We start from the raw sequence: 16,736 nt of genomic DNA on the forward strand, positions 1-16,736 counted from the left end.
ACGGCGCGCGGTTCTTCGGTTCGCATGGCGGCGCTCAACATTCGGCCACGGGGCCGGAGCCGCGCAGCGAGAGTAACTTAACAAAGTCTAGAACATTAAGCGCTTGATAGGGCGAAATTTCGGCGGACGCAAACGGGGCCTTGCAAGGCCGGCCGGGACGGAAATCCGGGCGATGCCGGGGCTTGACCGGGCCGGTTGCCTCTTTTCTATTCGTCCGCGTGGACGCCGTTTCGGACGGCAAACCGGAGAAACAGTCCCTTGCCCCATATCCGCCCCGTTCAACCGGCCGACATCGACGCGCTTTACGAGATCGCTCTTCTGACCGGCGCGAGCGGCCAAGACGCCACTCATCTTTACAAGGATGGCCGGCTCGTCGGGCATATCTGGGCGGCGCCCTATGCGCGGCTCGAGCCTGAAAGCGCGTTCGTCGCCGTCGATGACGAAGGCGTCGCGGGCTATATCGTCGGAACGGTCGATACGCCCGCCTTCGATGCGAGGCTCGAAGCCGAGTGGTGGCCGGGGCTCCGCCCTCGCTATGCGGACCCGTCGCCGGAGCGGGCGGCGGAATGGAGCGCTGACGAGATCGCGGCCTTCATCATCCATCATCCGAGACGGACGCCGCGCGCCATCATCGAGCGCTATCCCTCGCATCTCCATATCAACCTTCTGCCGCGTCTGCAGGGGCAGGGGATGGGGGCGAAGCTGATGACCCGCTGGCTCGACACGATGCGCGACGCCAGTTCGCGCGGCGTGCATCTCGGCGTGAGCCCGGTCAATGACCGCGCGCTCGGCTTCTATCGGGCCTATGGATTTGAGGAACTGCCGCGCGAAAACCCGCGCCCGCATGATCCGGTCTGGTTCGCCATGGCGCTGTGACACGCGCTTTTGACTCCACCCTTGGCCGCTTGACAGCGGTGCCTTGTGGAAGGAGCCTTGTCAGATCGATGATCTGGCGTGGGGGCCCGTCTTTCCGGTGTGAGGAGAGTTTCGCATGGCCATCGAACGCAAAGTCGCCGTTCTCGTCGGCAGTCTCCGCAAGGAATCCTACAATCGCAAGATGGCGCATTCGCTGGCGAAGCTTGCCCCCGGAACGCTCAAGCCCGGCATTGTCGAGATCGCCGCGCTGACCCTCTACAATGAAGACGAGGATGTGCACCCGCCGGCCGTCTGGGTCGAATTTCGCGAGCGGATCCGCGCGGCCGACGCCGTGCTTTTCGTCACGCCGGAATATAACCGCTCGGTCCCGGGCGTCCTCAAGAACGCGATCGATGTCGGCTCGCGGCCATATGGGAAAAGCGCCTGGGCCGGAAAGCCCGGTGCCGTGGTCAGCGTGTCGCCCGGCGCGATTGGCGGCTTTGGTGCCAATCATCATCTGCGCCAATCGCTCGTCTTCCTCGACGTGCCAGTCATGCAGCAGCCCGAAGCCTATATCGGCAATGCGGCTTCGCTCTTCGACAAGGAAGGAAATCTGACGAACGATGCAACGCGCGATTTTCTGACCAAATTCATGGGGAGCTTCGCGACCTGGATCGAGACCAACGCGAAGGCTTGAGGCGTCGCCGGCGCGGCGGTACTAGGACGGCGCGTTGTTCTTCGTCTGCTCAATCACGGTCCGCGCGTCGCGCGCCAGCACCAGCAGTTCTTCCGGCAGGTTCTCGGGGTTCGTTTCCGCATATTCGATGAGCCGGCGCAGCAGCACCATGAATTTGGGCGAGGCCGCCATGATCCGGGCCTGAAGCTCGATGCGGTCCGGCGAAAGGTCGTATTCGACGCCGGGCACGCGCCAGCCGCCGCCTTCCTTCGTGCTGCCGGTGACGATGACGGGATAGGTGCCGGGAACGGGATGGCCCGCGCATTCCTCCACCGAACGCCATTTGTTGGCCGCGCGCACCACGCGCCACTCCTCCATGGCTGGATCGATCTCGGTGAGTTCCGCCGATTGCTCGGTCTGAAGTTCGTCGGCATGGAAATCCCGCCCGAGTCCCACGTCGTAGAAGACGCGCAGCGGCTCATCCACATCCTTCACCCAATGGGGGACCACGCGCTCGATAATGGCCCATGTACCGACGGGTCTGACATAGACGCGCTGGTTCTTGTGGAACTGTGCCTTCGCCATGAACGGATATCCGGCAGGAGTGGAAATGCGCACTGTCAGTATGTCGGCGGCCGGTTATCGGGAGATTAATCCCCGAATCCTCCTTGCAAGGCGGCCCGGACGAGCGGATGCCCAAGCGGACGCCCAAGCGGACGCAACGTCAACGGCTAAGCCCTTTTCAGAGCGTGAAATTGCAGGAACAATGCGCGCCAAGCGGATGGGCGCCCGCGTCATGCGGCGTCGGTCCAACTGCGGATTTCGGCCGTATCCAATGGAGGCACGGCTGATGGGCGACAGCTTCGAGCCGTTGCCGATCGGCCGGCCGGATATGTGCCGCACAACAAGGGAGCCGGGAGGCGCATGAATTTCGATTTCTCCGATGACCAGAAGCTGCTCAAGGAGCAGGTTCGCAAGTTTCTGACCGACAAGTGCCCCTATTCCGTGCCTCGCCGCATTCTCGACAGCGATGAGCCCTATGCGAAAGAGGTCTGGCAGGGTCTTGTCGATATGGGCCTCACCGGCACGGCGATCCCCGAAGCCTATGGCGGCCTCGGCCTCGGCGCGCTCGAGCTTTGCGTGATCGCGGAGGAGCTTGGCCGCGCCGTGGCGCCGGTTCCCTTCTCCTCGTCCGTCTATCTCGCTTCCGAGGCGATCAAGCTCTTCGGCACCGAGCAGCAGAAGCAGAACTGGTTGCCGAAGCTCGCCAGCGGCGAAATCATCGGCACGCTGGCGCTTTCGGAAGGCCTTCATGCCGCCAGCCCCCGCAATATCGAGACGGCGTTTGCCGGTGGCAAGGTCAATGGCGAGAAGGTGCCCGTCGCAGATGGTGGCGTTGCCGACGTCGCTGTCGTGGTCGTCAATTCCGGCGGCACGGGTGAGCAGGCGATCTCGCTTGCGATCGTGGACCTCCGGGGGGCGGGCGTCTCGCGCGAGGATGTGCGCACCATCGACCCGACCCGGAAGCATGCGCACCTGACCTTCAAGGATGCGCCTGCAGAACTGATGGGGCCCGCGGGGCAGGGCTGGTCGCAGCTTCAGCGCATTCTCGACGGCGCGGCCGTGCTCTTTGCCTTCGAGCAGGTGGGCGGAACCGAAGCGGCGCTCGAAATGGCGCGCGACTATTCGCTCGAGCGCTATGCCTTCGGCCGCCAGATCGGCTCCTATCAGGCGATCAAGCACAAGCTCGCCGACATCTATGTGAAGAAGGAACTGGCGAAGTCGAACGCCTATTTCGGCGCGATGATGCTCAACGATGAAGGCTCGGAGCTGCCGGAGGCAGCGGCCGCGTCGCGCATCGCGGGCAGCGAGGGCTATGTCTTCGCCGCGCAGGAGAGCCTCCAGACCCATGGCGGCATCGGCTACACCTGGGAAGCGAACACGCAGTTCCACTATCGCCGCGCGAAGCTCCTTGCGCTCGCGCTTGGCGCGCCGATCCAGTGGAAGGAAAAGCTCGTCGCGCGTCTCGAAGCCAAGAACGCCGCCTGACGCATCGCCCAGAGACGCATAGACATTCGAAGATCGGAACAGAACCATGGATTTCAACGATACTCCGGAAGAAGCAGCCTATCGCGCCGAGGTGCGTGCCTGGCTCGACAAGAACGCCGTCCGCAAGGCCGATGCCAAGGACCTGCCGCTGCCCAAGACCCTCGACGAGGTGCTGAAGCAGTCAAAGGCCTGGCAGGCGAAGAAGGCGGAAGCGGGCTTTGCCTGCATCACCTGGCCGAAGGAGTGGGGCGGCGGCGGCGGCACGCCGATCCAGAACGTCATCTACAGCCAGGAAGAAGCGAACTACGCCGTTCCGGGTGGCATCTTCGCCATTGGTCTTGGCATGTGCATCCCGACCCTGATGACCTGGGGCCCCGAGGATGCGAAGAAGCGCTATGTCGGCCCCGCCGTGCGCGGCGACGAAATCTGGTGCCAGCTCTTCTCCGAGCCGGCGGGCGGCTCTGACGTCGCCGGGCTTCGCACGCGCGCCGAGCGCGATGGCGATGAATGGGTCATCAACGGCCAGAAGGTCTGGACGTCGGGCGCCCATTATTCGAACTTCGGCATCGTGCTCGTCCGTACCGATCCGACGGTGCCGAAGCACAAGGGCCTCACCATGTTCTATATCGACATGAAGAGCCCCGGCATCGAAGTGCGGCCGATCAAGCAGATGTCGGGCGGCGCCGAGTTCAACGAGGTCTTCTTCACCAATGTCCGCGTGAAGGACAGCCAGCGTCTCGGCAATGTCGGCGATGGCTGGAAGGTGGCGCTGACCACGCTGATGAACGAGCGTCTCGCCGTCGGCGGCAGCCAGGGCAACGCCGACACGGACGACCTGATCGAGCTTGCGCGCGAAACCGAGGTCGCGGGCAAGCCCGCCATTCAGAACGGCGCGGTGCGCGAGCGTATCGCCGACTGGTATGTGCAGGCGCAGGGGCTCAAGTTCACGCGCTTCCGCACGCTGACCGCGCTTTCCAAGGGCCAGACGCCCGGACCGGAAAGCTCAATCTCCAAGATCGTCGCGGCCAAGAAGATGCAGGATCTCGGCTCCTTCGGCATGGATCTGCAGGACATGGGCGGCGTCATCCGCGACCGGAGCATTTCGCCGGCCGAAGGCGCCTACACGGAACAGTGGATCGGCGCGGCGGGCTACCGCATCGCCGGCGGCACGGACGAAATCCTGCGCAACATCGTTGCCGAGCGCGTTCTCGGCATGCCGCAGGATGTCCGCGTCGACAAGGACCTGCCCTTCAATCAGGCGCCCAAGGGGAAGTAACCCTCGGGCAGCCGCTAGGGCGACCTGAAAGTAGGCCCGTGGCTTCCCGCCACGGGCCTTTCTTTTGCCGGTTTCTTGCCCATGATCGGGAGGGGGGATATCCCCCGTTCATCGGTGTACCGATGGCAAGGTAAACTTGTGACACAGGAAAAGAGCGGCGTGGAGGCATGCCATAGATGTTCCGCGAGGCGATAGAGGGGGCGCGGCGTCGCGCGCGGGCTCTCATGCCGCCATGGCGCGACCGGCGGGCGCCCTATCTCGTCCTGGCGGCGCTTCTCGTTTTCGCTGCGGCCAATCTCGGCCTGTATCTGTTCCATGTCCCGGCGGTTCCGCAGGGGCTCGATGCCATTCGCAAGAGCGGCCGCCTCGTCGTGCTCACGCGCATGGCGCCGACGACCTATTATCTCGGCACGCAGGGCGAGACGGGCTTCGATTACGAGATGACGCAGGCACTTGGCCGCGCTCTCGGTGTTCGCGTCGAGTATCGCGTCTATGACACGGAGCCCGAATTGCTGGCGGCGCTCGCCGCGCGAAAGGGGCAACTCGCGGCAGCGGGGCTTGCTGCCACCGAGGCCCGCCATGCGCGCTTTGCCGCCGCGCCGCCGCACCAGACCGTGCGCCAGCTTGTCGTCTGCCGGCGCGATCTGCCCCGGCCGAAAAAGCCCGCCGACCTCGCCGGGCTCAACCTTGCCGTTTCCGAGGGAACGGCAGGCGCGGAGGCGATGGAGGCCCTTGCCGAAAAGACGCCGGGCTTGTCCATCCGGGCCGAGCGCGAGCCCGTCGAAACCCTGCTCGAGGCCGTTGCCGCGGGCCAGCTCGATTGCACCGCGGCCAACAGCCCCGAATTGCAGACCAACAATCCCTATTTCCCCGAACTCGTGGAGGCGTTCCCGCTGACGGAGGAAGAGCCGGTCGCCTGGCTCGTCGCGCCGGGCTCCGAAGACCTCGCGGACTATCTGAAACGGTGGATGGACGAGCAGCGCAAATCCGGTTTCCTGCTCGACATTGCGCGCCGCTTCTTCGGCTTCCTTCCGCCCTTCGACTATGTCGATGTGCGCGCCTTCAGGCAGGCGATCAGGGACGTCCTGCCGGATTACGAAAAGGCGTTTCGCGACGCCGCGCGCGATACCGGCCTGCCGTGGCAGTTGATCGCGGCGGTCGCCTATCAGGAATCCCACTGGAAGCCTGAGGCGCGAAGCCATACCGGCGTTCGCGGCTTCATGATGCTGACGCAGGATACCGCCGACCACCTCGGCGTGGCCGACCGTCTCGATCCCGTCGAGAGCATCCATGCAGGCGCGCGCTACATCGCCAGCATCAAGGATCGCATACCCGACAGCGTCAAGCAGCCGGACCGCGTCTGGTTCGCGCTCGCGGCCTACAATATGGGCATTGCCCATCTTTCCGACGCACGCCTTCTTGCGACGCGACTTGGTCTGGATGCGGACAATTGGACCGGCGTCCGCCGCGCGCTCTCGCTCATCCAGAAGCCGGAATATGCCCGGAACCTCAAGTTCGGACCGGCGAGGGGCGGGCAGGCGCTCCGCTTCGTGCAGCAGGTCCGCGCCTATCAGCATATTCTCGAGGCCTATAGGTAATTGTCCTTATGCGACAACGCTCCGCAGCCTCTGCGACAGAATGACCACAGAAAAAATGTAACTATTCCACGAGACTGCTTCCCGTTGATTTGGCACCGATAGAGTGCCCCTGACGGAGAAGAACGATGAGAGGCAATAAGGGTTTCACTTTGGCGGCGATGGCGCTCGGCATTCTGCTCGGTACGACGGCGCTGACCGTGTCTCCGGCCGCGGCCGACGAGGCGGGCTTCAAGGCCAAGTCCGCCGGGGACTTTCTGGTCCGTCTGCGCGGTCTTTATGCGGTCCCGCGCGACCATGCGAGCGTTTCGGCCGGCGGCGGCGTCGAGGTTTCCAACGATTTCGTTCCCGAGGCCGACTTCAGCTATTTCCTCACCGACAATCTGGCGCTCGAACTGATCGCGGGCACGACGCGGCACAAGGTGAGCTGGACGCCTGCGGGTGTCGATCTCGGCAAGGTGAGCCTGCTTCCGCCGACGCTGACGCTTCAGTATCACTTCATGCCGAAGGAGCGTCTCAGCCCCTATGTCGGCGCGGGCCTCAACTACACGTTCTTCTACAATGAGGATGCGCCGGGTGGCGGCATCAACAGCGTCGACTACAAGAACCATATCGGTTACGCGCTGCAGGCCGGCGTCGATTATGCGATCGCGGGCAACTGGTCGGTGAACCTCGACGTGAAGAAGATTTTCCTCCGCACCGACGTGTCGGTGAATGGCGGGGCCGTCACCGCGAAGGCCGATCTCGATCCCTGGCTCATCGGTGTCGGCATCGGCTACCGCTTCTGAGAGACGCAAGGGAAGCTGCTCTTTCGAGGGTCTTCCGCATGGGTTCCGCGAGCGCGTCTCGCGGGACCCATTGCTTTTTTCAGGGAGGCTCCGATCATTCCATCCGCGTTGTCGAAGGTTGCGCTCTGGTATATAAATCTAGGGCACATACCCTAGACAATCCGGAGAATTGCGGCCCCTTTTGCCAGGGGCGGCAGACATGCAGGAGAGGGAGAGCATTCTCGTGGATCTGATGAGCAAGCCCGGGCCCGCCGCGCCCACCGCCGCGAAGACCGTCCAGATTGCCATTCTGGGGACCGGAATGGGTGGCTTGTGCATGGCCGCGCAGCTCCGCCGCGCCGGTATAGACAGCTTCGTCATGATCGAGAAGGCCGGCGAGATCGGCGGCACATGGCGCGACAACATCTATCCGGGATCGGGATGCGACGTGCCCTCGCATCTCTATTCCTTCTCTTTCGAGCCCAAGGTCGACTGGTCGCGCAAATTCGCGCTGCAGCCCGAAATCCTCGACTACATGAAGCAGGTGGCGCGGAAATACGGCCTGCGCCCCTTCATCCGCTTCAATACGGAAGTCGCCGAGGCGCGCTTCGACGAGGCCGAGAGCCTCTGGCGCATCCGCACGACGGCGGGCGAGGAGATCACGGCCAATGTCGTCGTCTCGGGAACGGGGCAGCTCAATCGTCCCGCCTATCCGAAGATCGCGGGGCTTGAAACGTTCGCCGGCAAGGCATTCCATTCTGCCCGCTGGGACTATGACGTCGATCTCACCGACAAGAACGTCGCCGTCATTGGCAATGGCGCCAGCGCCATCCAGTTCGTGCCGGAGATCGCGCCCAAGGTGAAGAAGCTCACGATCTTCCAGCGCTCCGCAAACTGGATCGTCCCGAAGCCGGATCGTCCCTATACGGAATTCGAGAAGAAGATGTTCCGGCGCTTCCCCTGGCTCGTGAAGCTGCACCGCTATCAGATCTATCTGACGCTCGAGCGCAACTTCCTGGCCTTCATCCAGGGCAGCTTCTTCGGCAAGCTCTTCGAGCGGGCCTCGCGCAAGGAAATCGAAACCCATATCAAGGACCCGGAGCTTGCGAAAAAGCTGACGCCGGATTACCCGGCCGGCTGCAAGCGCATCCTGCTTTCCAATGACTGGTTTCCCACCATGGCGCGGCCCAATGTCAACGTCGAGACGAGCCATATCGCGAGAGCGACACCGGAAGGGCTCGTGACCGAGGATGGCGTGGCCCACAAGGCCGATGTCATCATCTATTCGACGGGTTTCGAGACAACGACCTTCCTTGCACCGATGAAGATCGTCGGCCGGGGCGGCCGCGATCTCAACGACGTCTGGGCGAAAGGCGCCGAGGCGCATCGGGGCGTCGCGGTGGCCGGCTTCCCGAATTTCTTCATTCTCTACGGGCCCAACACCAATCTCGGCCACAACTCGATCATTTTCATGCTCGAATGTCAGGTGAACTACATCCTGCAGTGCATCGAGGCGCTTCGCAGCCCGAAGGTGAAGTCCATCGAGGTTCGCAAGGAAGCCGAGGACGCCTTCAATCGAGAGCTGCAGGAAGACATGCAGCGGACCGTCTGGGCTGCCGGCTGTTCGAGCTGGTACAAGACGGCCGAGGGCAAGGTCACCAACAACTGGTCGACATTCACGATGCGTTACTGGTGGCAGATGCGTCACCCCGACTTTGCGGAATACGCATTGGGTGCCTGAGAGCGGGCCTGCGCTGCGCCTTTCGGAATTTTCTTTGAGACGGGCAAGGCCGGTATCAAGCTTCGGTCCGATGGGGTGCGGGCGGAGAGTGGCAAGCCGCTCGACAAGCCGATCCGTCGCTGAAACTCTATGATTACGATGCAGGCCGGGACGACGACACGGGTCGGCGCTCGGCCAAGCGTAGCCCGTCGAAAATGGCGAATTGCCGGCCGGAGGACGGAATAGGGCTTTTCGCGGCCGCAAAGATGTCCTATTTAACATGCGAAACGCCGGACGATAATTAAAGCCCGGCCGGTAACTGTAAATAGAGCCTCCCTAATGCTGGACGATCTCGTCACCATCGCGCTGAAGGCCGGCGCGGCCATCATGGCCATTTATGCGCATTTCGATCCGGCCACCATGGCGACCAAGGTCGACGGCTCGCCGGTGACCGCGGCGGATGCGGCGGCGGAGACATTGATTCTCAAAGAACTGGCGCGGCTCGCACCGGAGATCCCGGTCGTTGCCGAGGAGGCGGTCGCCGCCGGTCAGGTTCCGGAGACGGGACGCCGGTTCTTCCTGGTCGACCCGCTGGACGGAACCAAGGAATTCATCAGCCGCAATGGCGAATTCACCGTCAACATCGCGCTCATCGAGGACGGGGTCCCGGTGCTCGGCGTCGTTTATGCGCCCGCGATCGGCGTCATCTATGCGGGCGGCAAGGGGCAGGGCGCGAAGGTGGCCAATGTGGAGGCCGGAAACCCCGGCCCCTGGCGCGCGATCTCGGTGCGCGCCGAGCCGCATGGCGGGCTTTGCGTCATTGCCAGCCGCTCTCATCTGACCGAGGAGACAAAATCCTTCATCGAGCGCTTTTCGGTCGCGGACTTCGTGACGGCGGGCTCTTCGCTCAAATTCTGCAAGCTCGCGGCCGGCGAGGCCGATCTTTACCCACGGCTCGGCCGGACCATGGAGTGGGACACGGCGGCGGGCGATGCGGTCCTGCGCGCGGCGAAGGGCGCGGTGCTGACGATGGACGGCAAGCCGCTCGTTTACGGCAAACGCAATCAGAAGGACGACGTTGATTTCGCGAACCCGTGGTTCGCCGCGACCGGGCGCTTCGATCCTTTCGCTTCGGCCGAACAGTAGATCTTCAAGAGGTTATTCGATGTCACGCGATCGGCATTCCCATTTGAAACGGCTCGAGGATGAAAGCATCCAGATCATCCGCGAGGTGGCGGCCGAATTCTCCAATCCGGTGATGCTCTACTCGATCGGCAAGGACTCGTCCGTCATGCTGCATCTGGCCGCGAAGGCCTTTTTCCCTTCGCTGCCGCCTTTCCCGCTGATGCATGTCGATACGACGTGGAAATTCCGCGAGATGATCGCCTTTCGCGACATGATGGCGAAGAAGCTCGGCTTCGATCTCATCGTCCACACCAATGCCGAGGGCAAGGCGCAGAACATCAACCCGTTCGATCACGGCTCGTCCTACTACACGCATGTGATGAAGACGGAGGCGCTGAAGCAGGCGCTGACGAAATACGGTTTCGACGCGGCCTTCGGCGGTGCGCGCCGCGACGAGGAAAAGTCGCGCGCCAAGGAGCGCATCTTCTCCTTCCGCACCGCCAATCACGGCTGGGACCCCAAGAAGCAGCGCCCGGAACTCTGGGACATCTTCAACACGCGCGTGGGGCCGGGCGAGTCGATCCGCGTGTTCCCGCTCTCGAACTGGACCGAGCTCGACATCTGGCAATACATCATGGCGGAGGACATTCCGATCGTGCCGCTCTACTACGCGGCGCTCCGTCCCGTTGTCGAGCGCGGTGGCCAACTCATCATGGTCGATGATGACCGCATGCCGCTGCGCCCCGGCGAAAAGCCGGAGCAAAAGCTCGTGCGCTTCCGCACGCTCGGCTGCTATCCGCTGACCGCAGCCGTGGAGAGCAATGCGACGACCCTGCCCGAGATCGTGCGCGAAATGCTCGTGACCCGGACCTCGGAACGCTCCGGCCGGCTGATCGATCACGACGAGGCGGGCTCGATGGAAAAGAAGAAGCGCGAGGGGTATTTCTGATGAGCGAGCTTGCAGCAGATATCACGACGCAGGATCTCGTCGATTATCTCGCGCAGCAGGAACGGAAGGGGCTTCTGCGCTTCCTGACCTGCGGGTCGGTCGATGACGGCAAGTCGACCCTGATCGGCCGCCTGCTTTACGACACGAAGCTGCTCTTCGACGACCAGCTCGCGACGCTGGAGCGCGACAGCAAGAAGCACGGCACGGCCGGCGAGGACATCGATTTCGCGCTTCTCGTGGACGGCCTCGAGGCCGAGCGCGAGCAGGGCATCACCATCGACGTTGCCTATCGCTTCTTCACGACCGACAAGCGCAAGTTCATCGTCGCCGATACGCCCGGACACGAGCAATATACGCGGAACATGGCGACGGGCGCGTCCACCGCGGACCTCGCCATTCTGCTCGTAGATGCGCGAAGGGGCATCCTCACCCAGACGCGCCGTCACGCCTTCATCGCTTCTCTGCTCGGCATCCGGCAGATCGTCCTTGCCGTGAACAAGATCGACCTCGTCGATTTCTCGCGTGAGGTCTTCGAGGAGATCCGGGAAGGCTTCACCGAGTTCGCCGGCAATTTCGGCTTCCGCCAGATCGTCGCGATTCCGATTTCAGCGCGCTATGGCGATAATGTGATCGCGCGTTCGGAGCGCACGCCCTGGTACAATGGGCCGGCGCTGCTCGATCACCTCGAAACGGTGGACGTCACGAACGAAGCGGAGGCCAAACCCTTCCGCATGGGGGTTCAGTGGGTGAACCGGCCAAATCTCGATTTCCGTGGCTTTTCCGGCACGATTGCGAGCGGAGCGGTGCGGCCGGGCGACAAGATCGTCGTCGCGGGCTCCGGCCGGTCGAGCACGATCGAGCGCATCGTGACGGCGGATGGCGACCTCGACCTTGCGGTCGCGGGAGATGCCGTCACGCTGACGCTTGCCGACGAGATCGACATTTCGCGCGGCGATCTCCTTGTCGCGGCGAACGACCAACCCGAGCTCGCCGACCAGTTCGCGGCGCATCTGCTCTGGATGAGCGAGGATCACCTGCTGCCCGGCAGATCCTATCTCGTCAAGATCGGGACGCGGACGGTCACGGCCCAAGTGACCGAGATCAAGCACAAGATCGACGTGAACACGCTCGATCATCTGGCGGCCAAGGAGCTGGGGCTCAACGAGGTCGCCGTCTGCAACTTCTCGCTTTCGCAGCCCGTCGGGTTCGATCCCTATCAGACGAACCGTAAGACCGGGTCCTTCATCGTCATCGACCGCATGACGAATGCGACCGTCGGCGCGGGCATGATCATGTTCGGTCTTCGCCGCGCGACGAACATCCACCTTCAGGCGCTCGACGTGAACAAGGAAGCGCGCGCCGTTCAGAAAGGGCAGAAGCCGGCGATCCTCTGGTTCACCGGGCTTTCAGGCGCGGGCAAGTCGACCATCGCCAATATCGTCGAGAAGCGGCTCCATGCCGATGGACGGCATACCTACATGCTCGATGGCGACAATGTGCGCCACGGCCTCAACCGCGACCTCGGCTTCACCGAGGCCGATCGCGTCGAGAACATCCGCCGCGTGGCGGAAGTCGCAAAGCTCATGCTCGATGCCGGTCTGATCGTGCTCGTCTCCTTCATCTCGCCCTTCCGCGCCGAGCGCCGCATGGCGCGCGAGCTGGTGGAGGATGGCGAGTTCTTCGAGGTGTTCTGCGACACGCCGCTCGAGATCGCCGAGAAGCGCGACGCGAAGGGCCTCTACAAGAAGGCGCGTGCGGGCCAGATCAAGAACTTCACCGGCATCGACTCGCCCTATGAGGCGCCGGAGCATCCCGAGATCAGGCTTGAATCGGGAACGCGGTCGCCCGAGGAGCTGGCCGAGGAGGTGATCGCGCTGCTCAGGGTCCGAGGCAACATCGCCTGATCGGCGCCTCACGCCGCAGTGCCGAAGAATGCCCGGAGCACTTCCTCCACCACGGCGTCTTCGCACTCGGAGTAGCGGGTGGAGATATGAAAGGGCGTGACCTTCTTCACATGCGCCTCGCGTGCGAGAAGGCCCGCCTGTTCCGCCGTCAGATGATGCCGCGCTTCGGCCAGATCGGCGTCGGCCGCCATGAAGGACGCTTCGATGAAGAGTTCGTCGGCGTCCTTCGCCAGCTCCACGAGATGCGTCCTGTTGCGCTTCTCAAAACCGACATCGCAGATATAGCCGATCTTCTGCCCCGGCGTGCGGCGGACAGCCGTGCCCAGCAATGTGCCGAGAGGTACCGTCGCGGTGCGGGTCGTGCCGCCCTCCGTCCATGATGCGTGAATGGGCGTTTCTTCGGGCGCTCGCGCGAGAATTGCGGCCTTGAGATCGTTGATCCAGGCGCCGATCCCGAGCCCCATCTCCTCGATGACATTGCTCCAAATGTTGAGATGTTCGTGCTCTTCGAGCGCGAAGGCGAGGCAGGGAATGCCGTGATCGACGAGGGTGCTCGTCACCCGAAATCCGTTTTCGTCCACAAGGATGCCATTGGCGATCGTCGACTCTTCCGGCTGCCGCGGATGAAAGGATTCGCGCCCGTGGAACTCGACAGTTTTCAGCCGCGTCGCGCTCAGCACTTCATGCGCGGCGATGGTGAAGTCGCTCACATAGTTCGGCACGAGGTTCCATGTATAGGACTGGAGCTTGTGGCGAACGCGCTCGGCGAAATCCTCCGGTCCATAGAGATGCAGAATGCGCGGCCGCCCGAGGCAGATGCGGAGCAGCCGGTCGAAGCCGGCGAAATGATCCATATGCGTATGCGTCACGAATACATGCGAGACATTGAGGAGTTTGCGCGGCGGCAGCGGATAGATTTCGCCGAGATCGAAGAGAAGGGCCTGCCTGCGAAATGTCAGATCGACAATGAGCGCCGGGTCGCCGAAGACGTCGTTGACGAGCGAGGGTTGAAAGAGGCGAGGCATGGAGCTTCCCGATCACTTTCGCTGGAAGAGACGCTTGAGGTCCTGCCAGCTCCGCGTGTTGATGACATCGTCGGCTTCGAGCCACCCCCGCCGCGCCTGATCGATGCCGAAGCGCATGAGGTCGAGTGAATCGACGCTATGCGCATCGGTCGAGATGGCGACCTTCAGCCCGATTTCCTTCGCCATGCGGCAGTGAATGTCGTTGAGGTCGAGCCGCTCTGGCTGCGCATTGACTTCGAGGAAGCATCCCCGTTCAAGCGCGGCTTTCATCAGCCGCTCCATGTCGAGCGCGCAGGGCTCGCGCTCGCCTATGAGCCGCCCCGTCGGATGGGCGAGGATGCTCACATAGGGGTTGTCCATCGCGCGGATGAGGCGCTCGGTCTGCGCCCTGGCGTCGAGGTTGAATTTGTAGTGAAGCGCCGCCACCACGAAATCGAGTTCCTGCAATATGCTGTCGGGCAGGTCGAGCGTGCCGTCGGCGAGAATGTCGACCTCCGCCGATTTCAGGATGCGGATGGATTTGACCTTCGCATTGACGCGGTCGATTTCCGCGATCTGCTTGCCGAGCGCCCTGGCGTCGAGCCCATGGGCAATCGTCACATGCCTGGTGTGGTCGCTGATGGCGAGATAGGCATAGCCGCGCGCTTCGGCCCCGCGCGCCATTTCTTCGATTGTGTAGTGGCCGTCGGTCGCCTTTGTATGGCTGTGAAGATCGCCCCGGATGTCGTCCAGGTTTATGAGCTTTGGCAGGCGGCCGGCCTTCGCCGCCTCGACCTCGCCGCGATCCTCGCGAAGCTCGGGCGCGATGAAGGGCAGGTCGATCTCCGCATAGACTTCTTTTTCGGTATTGCCCGCGATGCGCTGCTTGCCCTTGAAGACGCCATATTCGTTGATCTTGAGGCCCTTGCGCACACCGAGCATGCGGATCGCGACATTATGCGCCTTGGAGCCGGTGAAATAGACGAGCGCGGCGCCATAGCTCACCTCCGGCACGACGCGAAGATCGACCTGCAACCCGGAGCGGAGCTTGACCGTCGAGCGCGTCGTGCCCTTGGCGAGCACATCGGCTATTTCCTTGTAGGCCGCGAAGTGCTCCATCACCGGCGTGCCGCGCCTGCAGGTGACGAGAAGGTCGAGGTCGCCGACCGTCTCGCGGCGGCGGCGGAAACTGCCGGCGACGACGGCGGAGCTGACGCCGGGCAGCGCCTTCAGATAGGCGATCAGCGGCGCGGCGACGCCCTCGGCCGTGGACAGCATGAGCCGCTTTTCGGTGGAGATATGGCGGTCGACCGCCTGCAGGACTGCCTGCTCGATCTTCGGGCCGAAGCCCGGCAGCATTTGCAGCTTGCCTGCCTTCGCGGCCCTTGAAAGCTCCGGAAGCGATGCGATGCCGAGATCCTTGAAGAGGCTTCGCACGCGCTTGGGGCCGAGGCCCGGAACCTCGGTGAGATCGGCAAGCGCGCCGGGTACGCGCTTTTCGATCTCGTCGAGATCATGGAAACGCCCCGTCGCCACAATGTCCGCGATCTTCTGCGCGAGGTCTTCGCCGATGCCCGGCAGCTCCGTGAGGTCGGCGCCATCCGCGATCATGGATTCGAGGCTTTGCGACAGGCTCTCGATCGTCCGCGCGGCATTGCGATAGGCGCGCACGCGAAAGGGGTTTGCGCCGTCTATGTCGAGCAGCACGGCAAAACGCTCGAAGAGATGCGCGATCTCCGTATTGTGCATACAAGAGGCCCTGGAGCCGGAACTCACGCCCCAATGCTCGCCCATCGCGCTGCCGGGGCATTGATTTCGGTCAAGTGGCGGCGGGCGCGCCTCAGTCGAGCCGGCCCATCAGCAGCACCTGGCGGGCATGGGCGGCGCCGATGAGCGCGTCGAGAACAGCCCTGATGCGAGCAAAGCCACGAATATCCTCATGCACGGCGAGCCAGAAACTACGCTCGATGCGGAACTCGTCCGGCAGCACGCGAACGAGGCTCTTGTCCTGATCGGCGATGAAGCAGGGCAATATGCAGAGCCCCGCGCCGGCCTTCGTGGCGTGATACTGGCCGACGATGCTCGAACTCTTGATCGAGGGCGAAACCGCAACGGGAAGCTCGTCCAGATAGCGCAGCTTCGGCGAGTAGATGAGATCGTCCACATAGCCTACGAGGCGATGCGGGGCGAGATCCTGCGCGGTGCGGATCGGCGGCGCGCCTCGCAGATAGCGCTTCGAGGCATAGAGCATGAGCGCGTAGTCGGCGAGTTTCTGCGTGAAGAGGCGTCCCGTCTGCGGTCGGGCGAGAAGGATCGCTATGTCCGCCTCGCGCTTCGAGACGCTGAGAAAGCCGCTGCTCGCCACGAGGTCGATGTCGATATCGGGGTGCGCGCGCGCCAGATCGACGAGGGCGGGGGCGACGACGAATGTGCCGAACCCCTCCGTCGTGCTGATGCGGACCGTGCCGCGCACCGTGCCGCTGATGCCCTTGATGGCCTCGAGCGCCTGAAGACTCGAATCCTCCATCCGCTCGACATAAGATGCGAGCCGCTGGCCGGTCGGCGTCAGCCGGAGTCCCTGCTGCGCGCGCTCGAAGAGATTGGTGCCGATTTCCTGCTCGAAGCGCTTGAGGCGGCGTCCGAGCGTCGTCGGGTCGATCCGCAGGCGCAGCGCGGCATCGGCCAGCGTCGGATGCCGCGTCGTTTCGAGGAACAGGCGCAGATCTTCCCAATCGAAGGGCATGCGTTTTTGCAGCTTCATGCTGCATTTTTATCAGTTCCGATGCGTCGATGCAGCCTCTATTCACGTCTTCAGA

14 protein-coding genes are annotated in these 16,736 nt (G+C 63.3%); 10 read left to right on the forward strand and 4 right to left on the reverse strand.

Features of this window, described 5'->3' with window-relative positions; genetic code table 11:
• Nucleotides 1-258: 258 nt before the first annotated feature.
• Nucleotides 259-876, forward strand: coding sequence for a GNAT family N-acetyltransferase (locus WBG82_RS14950; RefSeq protein ID WP_424425560.1), 618 nt, complete (start codon nucleotides 259-261; stop codon nucleotides 874-876).
• A 115-nt stretch (nucleotides 877-991) separates the two neighbouring features.
• On the forward strand, nucleotides 992-1,552 hold the full coding sequence (locus WBG82_RS14955) for an NADPH-dependent FMN reductase (protein WP_424425562.1): 561 nt from the start codon (nucleotides 992-994) through the stop codon (nucleotides 1,550-1,552).
• A gap of 21 nt (nucleotides 1,553-1,573) precedes the next feature.
• On the opposite strand, the gene WBG82_RS14960 is transcribed toward WBG82_RS14955, so the two are convergent.
• The gene (locus WBG82_RS14960) at nucleotides 1,574-2,116 is read right to left on the reverse strand and encodes a hypothetical protein (protein WP_424425564.1); all 543 of its coding nucleotides are present in this window, start codon (nucleotides 2,114-2,116) and stop codon (nucleotides 1,574-1,576) included.
• 339 nt (nucleotides 2,117-2,455) lie between these two features.
• On the opposite strand from WBG82_RS14960, the gene WBG82_RS14965 reads away from it, so the two are divergent.
• The 8 genes from WBG82_RS14965 (at nucleotide 2,456) to cysN (ending at nucleotide 12,916) form a co-directional block, all read left to right on the forward strand.
• Nucleotides 2,456-3,580, forward strand: a complete 1,125-nt coding sequence (locus tag WBG82_RS14965) for an acyl-CoA dehydrogenase family protein (RefSeq protein WP_424425566.1) — start codon at nucleotides 2,456-2,458, stop codon at nucleotides 3,578-3,580.
• Between the two features lie 46 nt (nucleotides 3,581-3,626).
• Nucleotides 3,627-4,856 (forward strand): acyl-CoA dehydrogenase family protein, encoded by a 1,230-nt coding sequence (locus tag WBG82_RS14970; protein WP_424425568.1) that lies wholly within the window; start codon nucleotides 3,627-3,629, stop codon nucleotides 4,854-4,856.
• Between the two features lie 176 nt (nucleotides 4,857-5,032).
• A complete protein-coding gene (gene mltF, locus WBG82_RS14975; RefSeq protein ID WP_424425570.1) occupies nucleotides 5,033-6,454 on the forward strand; it encodes a membrane-bound lytic murein transglycosylase MltF in 1,422 nt (473 codons plus the stop codon).
• 125 nt (nucleotides 6,455-6,579) lie between these two features.
• The gene (locus WBG82_RS14980; protein ID WP_424425572.1) at nucleotides 6,580-7,239 is read left to right on the forward strand and encodes an OmpW/AlkL family protein; all 660 of its coding nucleotides are present in this window, start codon (nucleotides 6,580-6,582) and stop codon (nucleotides 7,237-7,239) included.
• 199 nt (nucleotides 7,240-7,438) lie between these two features.
• Nucleotides 7,439-8,959: a flavin-containing monooxygenase gene (locus tag WBG82_RS14985; RefSeq protein ID WP_424425574.1), complete on the forward strand. Its 1,521-nt coding sequence runs from the start codon at nucleotides 7,439-7,441 to the stop codon at nucleotides 8,957-8,959.
• 318 nt (nucleotides 8,960-9,277) lie between these two features.
• The gene (gene cysQ, locus WBG82_RS14990; protein ID WP_424425576.1) at nucleotides 9,278-10,084 is read left to right on the forward strand and encodes a 3'(2'),5'-bisphosphate nucleotidase CysQ; all 807 of its coding nucleotides are present in this window, start codon (nucleotides 9,278-9,280) and stop codon (nucleotides 10,082-10,084) included.
• 19 nt (nucleotides 10,085-10,103) lie between these two features.
• On the forward strand, nucleotides 10,104-11,012 hold the full coding sequence (gene cysD, locus WBG82_RS14995; RefSeq protein ID WP_424425578.1) for a sulfate adenylyltransferase subunit CysD: 909 nt from the start codon (nucleotides 10,104-10,106) through the stop codon (nucleotides 11,010-11,012).
• Nucleotides 11,012-12,916 carry a sulfate adenylyltransferase subunit CysN gene (gene cysN, locus WBG82_RS15000; RefSeq protein ID WP_424425580.1) on the forward strand — a complete coding sequence of 635 codons (1,905 nt, stop codon included), beginning with the start codon at nucleotides 11,012-11,014 and terminating at the stop codon, nucleotides 12,914-12,916. Before cysD ends, cysN begins: the two co-directional genes overlap by 1 nt.
• An 8-nt stretch (nucleotides 12,917-12,924) precedes the next feature.
• Here the strand turns inward: cysN and WBG82_RS15005 are convergent, their stop codons facing one another.
• The 3 genes from WBG82_RS15005 to WBG82_RS15015 form a co-directional block, all read right to left on the reverse strand.
• Nucleotides 12,925-13,941 carry a ribonuclease Z gene (locus WBG82_RS15005; RefSeq protein WP_424425582.1) on the reverse strand — a complete coding sequence of 339 codons (1,017 nt, stop codon included), beginning with the start codon at nucleotides 13,939-13,941 and terminating at the stop codon, nucleotides 12,925-12,927.
• Nucleotides 13,942-13,953: 12 nt separating this feature from the next.
• Nucleotides 13,954-15,669 (reverse strand): DNA polymerase/3'-5' exonuclease PolX, encoded by a 1,716-nt coding sequence (gene polX / locus WBG82_RS15010; protein WP_424425584.1) that lies wholly within the window; start codon nucleotides 15,667-15,669, stop codon nucleotides 13,954-13,956.
• Nucleotides 15,670-15,760: 91 nt separating this feature from the next.
• Entirely contained in the window at nucleotides 15,761-16,681 is a 921-nt protein-coding gene (locus WBG82_RS15015) for a LysR family transcriptional regulator (RefSeq protein WP_424425586.1), read from the reverse strand.
• Nucleotides 16,682-16,736 lie beyond the last annotated feature (55 nt).

Source organism: Parvibaculum sp. (assembly GCF_049671045.1).
Taxonomy (GTDB): domain Bacteria; phylum Pseudomonadota; class Alphaproteobacteria; order Parvibaculales; family Parvibaculaceae; genus Parvibaculum.

What these genes read in the sequence shown, in the direction of transcription:
- WBG82_RS14970 (WP_424425568.1), top strand. Translation starts at nt 3,627, where the DNA reads ATGGATTTCAACGATACTCCGGAAGAAGCAGCCTATCGCGCCGAGGTG.
- WBG82_RS14985 (WP_424425574.1), top strand. Translation starts at nt 7,439, where the DNA reads ATGCAGGAGAGGGAGAGCATTCTCGTGGATCTGATGAGCAAGCCCGGG.
- cysD (WP_424425578.1), top strand. Translation starts at nt 10,104, where the DNA reads ATGTCACGCGATCGGCATTCCCATTTGAAACGGCTCGAGGATGAAAGC.
- cysN (WP_424425580.1), top strand. Translation starts at nt 11,012, where the DNA reads ATGAGCGAGCTTGCAGCAGATATCACGACGCAGGATCTCGTCGATTAT.
- polX (WP_424425584.1), bottom strand. Translation starts at nt 15,669, where the DNA reads ATGCACAATACGGAGATCGCGCATCTCTTCGAGCGTTTTGCCGTGCTG.
- WBG82_RS14980 (WP_424425572.1), top strand. Translation starts at nt 6,580, where the DNA reads ATGAGAGGCAATAAGGGTTTCACTTTGGCGGCGATGGCGCTCGGCATT.
- WBG82_RS14960 (WP_424425564.1), bottom strand. Translation starts at nt 2,116, where the DNA reads ATGGCGAAGGCACAGTTCCACAAGAACCAGCGCGTCTATGTCAGACCC.
- WBG82_RS14955 (WP_424425562.1), top strand. Translation starts at nt 992, where the DNA reads ATGGCCATCGAACGCAAAGTCGCCGTTCTCGTCGGCAGTCTCCGCAAG.
- WBG82_RS15015 (WP_424425586.1), bottom strand. Translation starts at nt 16,681, where the DNA reads ATGAAGCTGCAAAAACGCATGCCCTTCGATTGGGAAGATCTGCGCCTG.
- cysQ (WP_424425576.1), top strand. Translation starts at nt 9,278, where the DNA reads ATGCTGGACGATCTCGTCACCATCGCGCTGAAGGCCGGCGCGGCCATC.
- mltF (WP_424425570.1), top strand. Translation starts at nt 5,033, where the DNA reads ATGTTCCGCGAGGCGATAGAGGGGGCGCGGCGTCGCGCGCGGGCTCTC.
- WBG82_RS15005 (WP_424425582.1), bottom strand. Translation starts at nt 13,941, where the DNA reads ATGCCTCGCCTCTTTCAACCCTCGCTCGTCAACGACGTCTTCGGCGAC.
- WBG82_RS14965 (WP_424425566.1), top strand. Translation starts at nt 2,456, where the DNA reads ATGAATTTCGATTTCTCCGATGACCAGAAGCTGCTCAAGGAGCAGGTT.